Below are 10679 nucleotides of genomic sequence, written 5' to 3' on the forward strand. Positions count from 1 at the left end.
GAGCAGACTAGCAGTGTGTGACGACAAACGTAATAGAGTGGGCATCGTCAATTTTAGGTGATCGCGAAGGATGGGGGGCGGGCAGCATAAAAGCGTGTGGCAGACTCCTATTGTAGTGAGAACTTCGCTCGATGGGGAACGACGGTGGACTGCACGGGAAATTGGTCGGAGCGGCCACATTCAAAAAAAGGCGGCGGCGATACGATGAGCATGCATTGCGTGGCGGCGGCGTGAAAGGCAAATTTGTCTGGGCACGCAAGTTCCGGCTCGGCAATCCGCAATACCGTCGATTGGGGATGTCCCAATGACCAACTGAATCAAGCAGCCAGCGAATATCAATGAGCGATTGGGATCCATCGAGTTGGAGAGCGAAGACGGCGCTGCAGCAGCCGATTTATGCGGATTCTGATTCGTTGCAGGGCGTGTTGCAGCAGCTCGGCGATCGACCGCCATTGGTTACCCGTTGGGAGATCGATCGGCTGAAGACGCAGCTTGCTCTCGCGGCCAACGGAGACGCTTTTCTGCTGCAAGGAGGCGATTGCAGCGAAAGCTTTGCGGCGTGCCGCGCCGATCCGATCGAAAAGAAGCTCAAAGTGCTGCTGCAGATGAGTTTGGTGTTGGTGTACGGACTCAAAAAGCCGATCATCCGCGTCGGCCGGATCGCGGGCCAATATGCCAAGCCACGCTCGAGCGACACCGAAACTCGCGATGGCGTGACATTGCCGTCGTATCGAGGCGACTGTGTCAATCGAAGTCCGTTTACCCCCGAAGATCGGCTGACGCGGCCGCAAAACCTGCTTGCCGCTTATGAGCATTCAGCGCAAACGTTGAACTATCTGCGCGCCCTGACGGAGGGTGGGTTTGCGGACCTGAAACATCCTGAGAATTGGGAGCTTGATTTTGTCAGCTTGTCACCCCAATCCGACGAGTATCACCAGATGGTGCGTGGTATCGGCGACTCGTTAAATTTCCTAGACGTGTTAGGCGGAGTGACGCGTGCCGAGTTATCACGAGTGGATTTCTACACGTCACACGAAGCGTTGTTGTTGGCGTACGAAGAAGCATTGACTCGGCAGCCCAGCGGCGAAGCGGAGTGGTACAACTTGGGGACTCATTTCCCTTGGATCGGAGATCGAACGCGGATGATCGACGGAGCCCACGTCGAGTACTTTCGTGGCATCAAAAATCCGATCGCCGTGAAGGTAGGCCCGAGTACGACGTCCGACGGATTGATCGAGTTGTTGGATTTGCTGAATCCGGAACGCGAGGTTGGCCGCATGACATTGATCTGTCGCTTTGGTGCCGAGCGAATTGCGGAGTCGCTGCCGCTGCTGATCGCTGCGGTGCAGCAATCGAATCATCCGGTGCTGTGGTCGGTCGATCCGATGCATGGAAATACGATGACGACGGAAAACGGCATCAAGACGCGTCACTTTGATCAGATCTTAAGCGAGGTGCGTGAATCGTTTGCCATCCATGCCCGGCATGGCACGATCGTAGGCGGCATCCATCTCGAATTAACTGGCAACAATGTCACCGAGTGTATCGGCGGCGCCGGCGGGCTGAGTTCCGGTGATCTGTCGACCGCGTATGAGAGTAACGTTGACCCGCGGCTGAACTACGAGCAAGCGATGGAGATCGCGTTCCTGATCGCCAAGCAAGCGAGAGTCGCTGGTCCAGAGCTTTAGCAGTCCAGCGTTGCCCACTTGGGCTCTCAATCATCGACTTTGGGGATGTTCAGTTTGGCTTTGTTCTTTTCGTAGAACCGCGTGATATCCATTCCGCCTCGCTGTTCTTCTTCGAACATTTTGATACGCGTTTCCAGGCGTTCGATGCGACGGGCCAATTGAGGAATGATCTCATGGTCGCGTTTGACAATCTTGTGACGCGGCACGGCGGGATAGCCTAGATGTCGCTGCATCGCGGCAAACAAGTACAGCGGTTCTTTGCGGCGGTTTCCAAAGGCGATTCGGCCTTCTTTTTCGCCAAATAGAAAGGGGCCTTTGCCTTCGAGCGATTGTCCCGCTTCGAGCAATCGATGGCGATAATCCTCGCTGGCAAAAAACAGCAGGTCCGCAAAATCAATCAGTCCCACTTGAGCCCGGGTCATCAAGATCCATTTCGACCAACTCGCGTCGTAGACCGGGTCCTGGCTAATCGCCGTTAAGCCTTTGTCGTAATTCAGTCGATTGCGACAGAGAGCTTCGAATTGAAACAGAAACAGTCCTGCCGGCGTCACGTCGGCAGCGCGATACTTGGCATCCGCCTCGAGGATATGAAGCGCGGTTTCGGTGGCAAAGCGACCGGTTTCGTGTTCGGCTTCGTCGATCAAGTAGGTTTGAAAGGCGTTGAAATAGTGGCTCATCCGCTGCATTGCCGGCGCCATAACACCCGAATGCTTTAGTTCGGTCAGCAGGTATTCGGTCGCGATGGGCAAATTGGTGGTGGCAAGCAATTCGAGACGTGCTTGCTCTAACAGCTCTTGCATCGGCATTTGTTCGCCGATGCGTTCTTTTAGCAGTTGAAAGAGGTAGCCCTGCTCGACGTATTCCGCACGATCCAGCGGCGTTGGGCGATCCAGCGGTTTCGCGCGATTGGGATCGGCCTTCGCCGTGCGTTGATTTTCGGGATCGGGCGCATTGGTCATCGTGATGTCCTACAGACGCCGTGTCATTCGCGGCGGCGTGTTTCAATCGGCGAGCCAAGCTGTTCACCGTCGATCCACCGGTGGAGGGCAACGGATAGGACGCACCGCAAGTGCGCCGCGGCTACAGCTTGCGAATGACAACGCATGCATTGTGGCCGCCGAAGCCAAAGCTGTTGCTCATCGCAACCTTGACATCGCGTTGCTTGGCTTCGTTGGGCGTGTAGTCCAAGTCGCAAGCGGGATCGGGGGTTTCCAGATTGATCGTGGGAGCAATCGTGGAAGTTTCGAGTGTTTTGCACAGGATCACTGCTTCGATACCACCGCTGGCACCTAAGGAATGTCCGAGCGAACTCTTGGTGCTGCTGATCGATGTCTTGTAGGCATGTTCGCCAAAGACCGTCTTGATCGCTTGCGTTTCCGCCTTGTCGCCAAGCGGGGTGCTGGTTCCATGAGCGTTGATGTAATCGATCTCGGTCGGTTGGATTCCTGCGTCATCGATCGCAGCTTGCATCGCGGCGGCGGCGCCCAGGCCAGCCGGGTCCGGAGCGGTAATGTGGCCTGCGTCGCTGGTGGTTCCATAGCCAATGATTTCGCCATAGATCTTTGCACCCCGAGCTTTAGCGTGCTCGAGTTCTTCGAAGATCAGCACTCCAGCGCCTTCACCGAGCACGAATCCATCGCGATTGGCGTCAAACGGTCGGCTGGCCCCGGCGGGGTTGTCATTGCGAGTCGAGAGCGCCTTCATGTTCTGGAACGCGGCCAAGCCCATCCGTGTGATCGCGGCTTCGGTACCACCGGTGATCACCAAATCGGTTTCGCCAAGCTGGATGCTTCGCATCGCTTCGCCCATCGCGTTGGTGGCACTCGCACAAGCGGTTGCCACGGCAAAGTTGGGGCCTTTCAGCCCGTGGGTGATCGAGATGTTACCGCCCGCGGCGTTCAGCATCATCTTGGGGACGGTAAAGGGGCTGACGCGGTCGGGACCCTTGGTGATCATTTTCTCGATCTGGACTTCGATTTCGCCCAATCCGCCGATGCCGGATCCGAGGATCACGCCACACATGTGTCGATCCAGCGCCTCGAAGTCGATCGACGCGTCGCTGATCGCTTGTTCGGCCGCATGAACGGCGAACTGAGTGAACCGGTCGAGTCGTTTGGCTTCGCGATGGTCCACCACGCCCGAGATATCGAAATCCGGGATGTCACCGCCGAAGTGAACTTTGTATTGGCTGGTATCGAGCGTGGTCAGGTCGTGGATACCCGATTCACCCGCAGTCAAACGTTGCCAAAATTGCGGGACGTCCACTGCGAGTGGTGAGACCACACCCAAACCAGTAATGACAACGCGACGTTCCGACCGGGCTTGCATCAAGAAGGCCTTCAATAAGTATCGAGAAGAGTAATCAGCTGAGTTTACAAAATAAATGCCGCCTTGACATGTTCTCGTGAGCCAAAAAGGGGCCACGCCAACATCTCTCGGGCGGCAAGAGCGTCAACAATCGAATTGTTGGTTAACGTTGCTGGAGCGGAATCAAGCCGTCCATCATTTACAGACAGCCTTAGGCGTCATCACCTTTGGCGTTTTCGATAAAATCAACTGCCTCGCCTACCTTTTGGATCTTTTCAGCAGCTTCGTCAGGAATACTGATGTCGAACTCTTCTTCGAGTTCCATCACGAGTTCCACGGTATCGAGTGAGTCAGCACCGAGATCGTTCACGAAGGAAGTTTCTCGAGTAATCTTGTCTTTGTCGACGCCAAGTTGTTCAGCAACGATATCGACAACGCGTTCTTCGACGCTAGCCATGGGCTATCTCCGGGGGAAATGTCAGCAAGTTTGTTAGGAGGAAACGAGGTCTGGGGAAGCTGAATAACTCGACTTCCCCAAAACCGGTCTTAACGAAGGCTCAATCATCATTGGCAACTCCGTCTTTGTTGGCCCAGCCTTCATTCAAGGGTTAGAGCCCGGCAGCGACCAGTGCTTTCGCCGAAAAGATAGGTCAAAAAGCTAAATCACGTCAATACACCGACGGGCGGTATGCGGCGGAAGTATCGTGATTTTCGCGAAGACACGCAATCTGGTGAAGGATTGCGGGCCGCTTTGCTCTTTCTTTGCCGGGCAAGCCACGGTCGGCGTTGGCGGGTTAGCCAATCATCCCGCCGTCCACGACGATGGTTTGGCCCGAGACGTATCCTGCGTCGGCGGAGGCTAGGAACAGCACCGCGGCAGCAACTTCTTCGGGTTTGCCAACACGTTTGGCAGGAATGCGTTTTTTGACTTCTTCGAGCACGACATCGCCTAGTTCGGCCGTCATCTCGCTGGCAATAAATCCAGGGGCGATCGCGTTAACCGTCACGCCGCGATTGACCAATTCTTTACTAAGCGTGCGAGTCAGGGCGATCATGCCTGCCTTGCTAGCCGAGTAGTTGGCTTGGCCGGGGTTGCCGATCAAGCCCGATATACTGGCCATGTTGATGATCCGCCCGTACTTCTTTTTCCGCATCAAACCGGCGGCGGCGCGGCAACAGACGAAGCAACTGGTCAGGTTCGTGGCGATCACGTCGTCCCATTCTTCGTCGGACATGCCCCGCATCAGTTTGTCGCGAGTGATCCCGGCGTTGTTGACCAAGATGTCGAGTCGGCCATGCTTTTTGGCGGTGTCTTCGATCGCAGAGGCTGCGGCGGCACGGTCGGTGACGTCCACCGACATCGCTTCGGCGGTCCCGCCTGCGGATTCGATTTCGCTAACAGTCGATGCCAATTTGTCGGCGTTTCGTGCCAAGCAGACCACGTGGGCTCCGTTCTGAGCCAAGGCGACTGCGACGGCCTTGCCAAGCCCTTGGGAGGCGCCGGTGACGATTGCCACTTGGCCCTTCAAGTCCACTGCGATGGATAATTGCATGGTGCGTTTGTCTTTCGAGATCAAAGGAAAATGAGCGTTGTAGCACAGGCTGCCCGTGGGATAGGCTTCCAGTTTGTCGCCGGTATTTTGTGTACAGCCTTACTTCGTGTGCCAGCTTTACTTCGAGTGCAGCCTTCGAGCCCCGTCTGAATCGCTCCGTTTCCGCTCGGCGTTCAGGCGACTGAAGCGTCAGCTGTCTTTCAAGGCCAAGGCTGCCTTTGGATTCAGCCGTCACCAAAGCCTTCGGTTGGCAATTTGCGATGGATCCGCTTTAGGGTTCCCTGCAGCACTCGGCCGGTTCCTGCTTCCAAGAATCCTTCGATGCCATCGTCCATCATCTTGCGAATCGAATCTTCCCAGAGGACGGGATTGACGACTTGGCGGCTGAGCAGATTTTTGATTTCGGCTGCGGATTGGTGCGGTGCCGCGTCGACGTTGCTGTAGACCGGAATGCGAGTGTCCTGAATTTCAATCGATTCAAGGGCTTCACCCAGTTTTGCAACCGCCGATTGCATCAGCGAGGTATGGAAGGCGCCTGCAACACTGAGCCGGACGGTCTTCATCGCGCCGGCTTCTTGTGCGGCGGGCTCCACACGATCGATTGCCGAGGAATGACCCGAGATCGCAATATTGCCGGGGCACAGCAGGTTGGCTGGCTGCAGCACTTCGTCGCCTTGGCGGCACTCGTCGCAAACCGCTTGTACCTTTTCCAGGTCCAACCCGAGAATGCTAGCCATTCCGCTTTGCACGGCGTCCGAGGCAGCTTGCATCGCTTCGCCTCGTCGCTGGACGAGCCGAACGGCATCTTTAAATTGAATTCCGCCTGCGAAGCAGACTGCGGTGTATTCACCGAGACTCAAACCGGCTGCGGCTTTGATTTTGTCAGCCAATTCGGGACGTTCGCTCAACACGACTTCGGCTGCAGCCATACCGACGACAAACAATGCCGGTTGGCAGAACTCGGTTGCGTTCAGCTTGTCCTCGGGGCCTTCTTGCGAAAGCGCGATCAGATCGTAGCCGAGTACTTCCGAAGCAGTGTCGTAGAGCGCGCGGGCGTGGGGATAGTTTTCACACAGCCAGCGTCCCATGCCGATGTTTTGAGCACCTTGGCCTGGGAATAGAATGCCCACAGAGTCAACGTCGAGCGCCACAGCAGCCCCTTCTTCAAAGATGCAGCCGCCTTGCAGTGCAAGGCAAATGCGTCAGGAAAACGAACGCGTCGAACTTATTCGTTAGGCGATTCGACGACGGTGCGGCCTTGGTAGTACCCACATTTAGGGCAGATCGTGTGCGTTGGCACTGCCGAGCTGCATTGCGGGCAATAAGCGACTTGACGCTTCTTGACGTGGTCATGTGAACGACGTTTGCCGGTACGGCTATTGGAATGTTTTCTTTTGGGGACAGCCATCGCTGGGGGTCCATAAGTGACAGGTTTTAGATGGAATCGAGCCGCGTATCGTAGGAACTTAACAGCGTGATCGTCAACGCGGCAGCGGAACTTTCTTCTAAATTTGAGTTAAATGATGCCGTTTCTTGCCAGAAACCTCGTCAAATGGAACTCACAAGGTACGATTTTTGCCCTTTTGCGGCCCGATCGCCGTTGCCAACTGCAGCTAATTATTCCGGCTTGAACGCTACCATCATCCCCAGCCCCATCCGGCTGGCGGCGATAAAGGTGAACTTAATTTTTTCCAATCCCTCGCCGACCAGCAGCGATTCGGCCTCTTTCAGCGTCTTCATTGCCCCGCCCTGCGTTTCCAATTCGAGCTTGAGGGCTTCGGTGGATTCGGTCAAATTCGGCTTCGTGGGGCCGCGGAACAGGTCAATCACGATCACACGTCCGCCTGGTCGAATCGCGGCAACCGCTCGTTTCAGCAGGATGGCTTGCTCGGCGGGTTGATGGGCGAACAAGCGTTGGGCGATCAAGGCGATATCGAAATCGTCGGTCAACGGAGGGTCTGTCGTCAGTTCCGCCGCCGCGGGGTCGGCTTGGATGCCCGTAAAACGTGGGCTCAATCCGATCGAGTCGGCCATCGTCACCGCCGCAGCGATTTGACCTGGAAAATCGACCGCGGTAATCGTTGATTTCGCGTCGCGGTGAGCCATCGCACAGCTCCAAACGGCCGATCCGCAACCGAGATCCAAAATTTTGGGGCCTTCGACTTCGCCTTCACCGCCAATGTTCAACATTTCGGCCGCTTCCATCGCAGCCGGAGTATGCGCCCATTGGGTAGCCGCGACATGGTCAAAGTAGTCCGTCGGCGACACGGCAGCTCGGTCGCCTTTGCCAACCACCCGCGCGGTAAGCTTTTGCCAGCGTCGGTCTCCAAGGTCGTTGTCGTATTGGCATAACAGCTGAGCTGCTTGCGACAACGCGTAATCCTCTTCGTATTTTTCAAAAATGCCGATCGCGGTCATCGCATCGAGCAGCAGTTGGGTTGGTTCCGGCGAGAGCGAAAGCGTGTTGCAGAGCTGCTGGGCGGTGTGCTGGCCTTTCCGCAGTTGGTCCATCAGCCCTGATTCTCGGGCCGCGCGTAGCAGATGAGAAACCGCATTGATCTGCATCAGCTCGTGATATTGATTCAGCGTTTGGTCGCGAGAAGTCATCGTTTACGTGTCACAAGGGGGGAGCGTAGAAGGGCAGCAAAACGGAGATTCTGAATCGAAACCCATTTTTTTCCAAGCCGAGGCAGGCGAAGTTTACCGCGTGTCGATAGGACAATCGTCAGCCGCGGTGCTAATGGCACCCTGTGGATGATGTTCACGTAGTGGAATTCGCCAAAATTCCTGGACTCGGCTGTTGGAGCCGCAGGAACTCTGGCGAGTCCCACTACGAAAAACGCAGGAACTCTGGCGAGTTCCACTACGTGAGTTGATGCCGATGGGTGGTTGTCCCTACTGCCCTGCCCTGCTCTGCCCTACCCTTTAACCCATTTCAGCCACTGGGTGATGTAGGCGGCGGGAGTGGCACGAAATGCGGTTTGAAACGCTTGATCGAATGGCAAGCCATCGCTGAGGTTACGCATCAAGGCGTCAAAGTTTTTGCGGCGTCCGCGATCCATCATCGACGCGGCAATCGCCATGCTGATGCGATCGGTCTGCTCGGGTTTTAATTTCTCACCAAGGAATTGTTTGGCATCTTTCATCGCCACCACCGCCGCAGAAATCTCGGCGTCTTCGCGACGTTTTGCATCGCGGTCCACCTTCGTACCTGATTTGGAATACACACTCGCTCCGACTCCTTCGGCGAACCACCGCGGAACATCCATCCCTCGCGTGGCGACGGCGAGGCTGACGAGTGGTGAAATCAAGCGGTCCGCAATCTCGTCATCTTCGTCTCGGTCGGTCGCGACCAGGGCGATGTAGGCGTTGATCCCGTCAAACTTCCAATGGGCATTCCAATCCGAGGGCACATCACGCGCTTCGATCATCTTGGCGAATTCGCTGTAATCATAACGCCGAGGCATCACAAAGAGCGTTGCTTTACCATGGAAAAATTCTTCGCCCTCCGCTGCGTCGACAATCGTTTTGGCCCATTTCAACTCTTCTTCGGCCTTGGCCGCGACCAATTCGAGAGTCGGTTTCGAGGCGGTTCCGGTCACAAAGAAGTGATCGGTCGACAGCGAGTGCATCTCGCCTCCGCTGGCGTTGACCAGTTTTAAGTCGTCTTCGGCGTCCGCTTTTCGTTTCGCACTGATCTCGCTCGCCGAGGCCTTTTTCATCCACGCCAACTTGCTCATCACCTCGAGCGGTTGGTCCTTGCTGGCCCCGTCAAGCGTGGCTCCTTCGTTGATCCAAGTTGAGATCAATTGGATTGAGTCTTCGGAAAACGCGGGACGACCCCCGGCGGGCATTCGTTCGCCGACCATACCTCGCAATTTTTTGACAAGTAAGCTGTCGGCGGCGTTGCCGGGCGAGATGATCGGGCCGCTATCGCCGCCTCGCATCATGCGTGCGAAGGTATCGAGTTGCAGCCCGCCTCGCGTTTGCATCGCGTCGATGTGGCATCCTTTGCAAGCTTCGACCAACAGCGGAGCGATATCACCGGCAAAGCTAACCGTTTCTTTGCCGGTCGCCTGTTTGATTTCAGGCATCGCGGTTTTCGTTGGTTCATCCACAGCCGCGACGCCGCTGCCCGCAGAAAGTGTGGCCGTTGGATCGGGACCATCAAACTTGGCCCCGCCATTGATCCACGTTTTCAGTGTTAACAATTCTTGAGCCGAAACGCTGCCGTTAGGCGGCATTGCCCCCGATTCAATCACTTCGACCAACACGCTGTTGGGCACATCGCCGGGGAAAACAACGACGCCGGCACGCGATCCTTTCATCAACGCTTCGTAGTTGGCCATGTTAAATCCGCCTTTGGATCCCGTAACATGGCAGCGTCCACAACGCCCTACCAAAATCGGTGCCACGTGCTGGGTAAAGCTGACACCGGCGGCAAAGTCCGATTTAGGAGGCGTGGCATTCGGAGGCTCGGACGGTGGATCCTTGATGTCAAAAATAACCATCTCGGGCTTTTCGCCGGAGGTGCCAGTCGCTGTGTCGTCGGCACTTGCGTTGTTGGCCGAAGGCAGAGTCGGGCGGCGAAACGGAGGAACCGCGACGCCTTCGAGTTCCAGCAATGCATGTGCGGTCGAAATACGCTTCATCGCCGGCTCAAACGCCTCTAGCAGCTCAGCCGAACCGACTTTCATTGCGATATCGATCTGGTCCATCGCGCGCGTGATCGCCTCGCCAGCGGCGGCGAAGTTGCGGGCTTTGTATTCGATTCCCGCGGTGCGAATCGTTTGGTTGACAGTCTCGACCGCTCGTTTTTCGCGAGCACTCAATTCCGCCGCACTCGCTAGGCCCCCCCATGCGAGAGCCTGAAGTACCAAAACAGTTAAAACCAGAAAACGCATCGGCATCGTCACAGGGCAATAGGAGGCAAGCGGAGCAACTCGGTCAGGGAATGAACGCATGAGCCCATTATAAAGTACCCGCTAAGCGGTTTCGCCCTCGAAATCCCGCTGTTGCGGTGAATTGATGCTGCTAACGTCGCAGCTAATCGGAACGACCGTTAGGGAGAAAGTGAGGAGTGAGGAGTGAGGAGTGGGAGTGGGAGTGGGAGTGGGAGTGGGAGTGGGAG

Annotated in this window: 9 protein-coding genes; 1 reads left to right on the forward strand and 8 read right to left on the reverse strand. The window is 56.3% G+C overall.

Features of this window, described 5'->3' with window-relative positions:
• The first annotated feature begins 338 nt into the window (after positions 1-338).
• Positions 339-1688, forward strand: a complete 1350-nt coding sequence (locus tag RMSM_RS33465; protein ID WP_008708268.1) for a class II 3-deoxy-7-phosphoheptulonate synthase — start codon at positions 339-341, stop codon at positions 1686-1688.
• Positions 1689-1714: 26 nt separating this feature from the next.
• Here RMSM_RS33465 and RMSM_RS33470 read toward each other — a convergent pair whose 3' ends face one another.
• The 8 genes from RMSM_RS33470 to RMSM_RS33500 form a co-directional block, all read right to left on the reverse strand.
• Positions 1715-2647, reverse strand: coding sequence for a hypothetical protein (locus RMSM_RS33470; protein ID WP_008708269.1), 933 nt, complete (start codon positions 2645-2647; stop codon positions 1715-1717).
• A gap of 121 nt (positions 2648-2768) precedes the next feature.
• Positions 2769-4016, reverse strand: coding sequence for a beta-ketoacyl-ACP synthase II (gene fabF / locus RMSM_RS33475; protein ID WP_008708271.1), 1248 nt, complete (start codon positions 4014-4016; stop codon positions 2769-2771).
• Between the two features lie 190 nt (positions 4017-4206).
• Positions 4207-4452, reverse strand: a complete 246-nt coding sequence (locus RMSM_RS33480) for an acyl carrier protein (RefSeq protein WP_008708273.1) — start codon at positions 4450-4452, stop codon at positions 4207-4209.
• Between the two features lie 337 nt (positions 4453-4789).
• On the reverse strand, positions 4790-5548 hold the full coding sequence (gene fabG / locus RMSM_RS33485) for a 3-oxoacyl-[acyl-carrier-protein] reductase (protein ID WP_040770864.1): 759 nt from the start codon (positions 5546-5548) through the stop codon (positions 4790-4792).
• A 224-nt stretch (positions 5549-5772) separates the two neighbouring features.
• Entirely contained in the window at positions 5773-6699 is a 927-nt protein-coding gene (gene fabD, locus RMSM_RS33490) for an ACP S-malonyltransferase (RefSeq protein ID WP_040770866.1), read from the reverse strand.
• Positions 6700-6773: 74 nt separating this feature from the next.
• Positions 6774-6956, reverse strand: coding sequence for a 50S ribosomal protein L32 (rpmF, locus tag RMSM_RS39145; protein WP_081614431.1), 183 nt, complete (start codon positions 6954-6956; stop codon positions 6774-6776).
• A gap of 209 nt (positions 6957-7165) precedes the next feature.
• Positions 7166-8155: a class I SAM-dependent methyltransferase gene (locus RMSM_RS33495; RefSeq protein WP_008708277.1), complete on the reverse strand. Its 990-nt coding sequence runs from the start codon at positions 8153-8155 to the stop codon at positions 7166-7168.
• A gap of 311 nt (positions 8156-8466) precedes the next feature.
• Complete coding sequence (locus RMSM_RS33500) at positions 8467-10512, reverse strand: c-type cytochrome domain-containing protein (protein WP_052031927.1); 2046 nt, start codon at positions 10510-10512, stop codon at positions 8467-8469.
• Positions 10513-10679: the final 167 nt, after the last annotated feature.

This window comes from Rhodopirellula maiorica SM1, from assembly GCF_000346295.1.
In the GTDB taxonomy this organism is placed as follows: domain Bacteria; phylum Planctomycetota; class Planctomycetia; order Pirellulales; family Pirellulaceae; genus Novipirellula; species Novipirellula maiorica.

What these genes read in the sequence shown, in the direction of transcription:
- RMSM_RS33495 (WP_008708277.1), bottom strand. Translation starts at nt 8,155, where the DNA reads ATGACTTCTCGCGACCAAACGCTGAATCAATATCACGAGCTGATGCAG.
- RMSM_RS33500 (WP_052031927.1), bottom strand. Translation starts at nt 10,512, where the DNA reads ATGCGTTCATTCCCTGACCGAGTTGCTCCGCTTGCCTCCTATTGCCCT.
- fabG (WP_040770864.1), bottom strand. Translation starts at nt 5,548, where the DNA reads ATGCAATTATCCATCGCAGTGGACTTGAAGGGCCAAGTGGCAATCGTC.
- RMSM_RS33470 (WP_008708269.1), bottom strand. Translation starts at nt 2,647, where the DNA reads ATGACCAATGCGCCCGATCCCGAAAATCAACGCACGGCGAAGGCCGAT.
- fabF (WP_008708271.1), bottom strand. Translation starts at nt 4,016, where the DNA reads ATGCAAGCCCGGTCGGAACGTCGCGTTGTCATTACTGGTTTGGGTGTG.
- RMSM_RS33465 (WP_008708268.1), top strand. Translation starts at nt 339, where the DNA reads ATGAGCGATTGGGATCCATCGAGTTGGAGAGCGAAGACGGCGCTGCAG.
- RMSM_RS33480 (WP_008708273.1), bottom strand. Translation starts at nt 4,452, where the DNA reads ATGGCTAGCGTCGAAGAACGCGTTGTCGATATCGTTGCTGAACAACTT.
- rpmF (WP_081614431.1), bottom strand. Translation starts at nt 6,956, where the DNA reads ATGGCTGTCCCCAAAAGAAAACATTCCAATAGCCGTACCGGCAAACGT.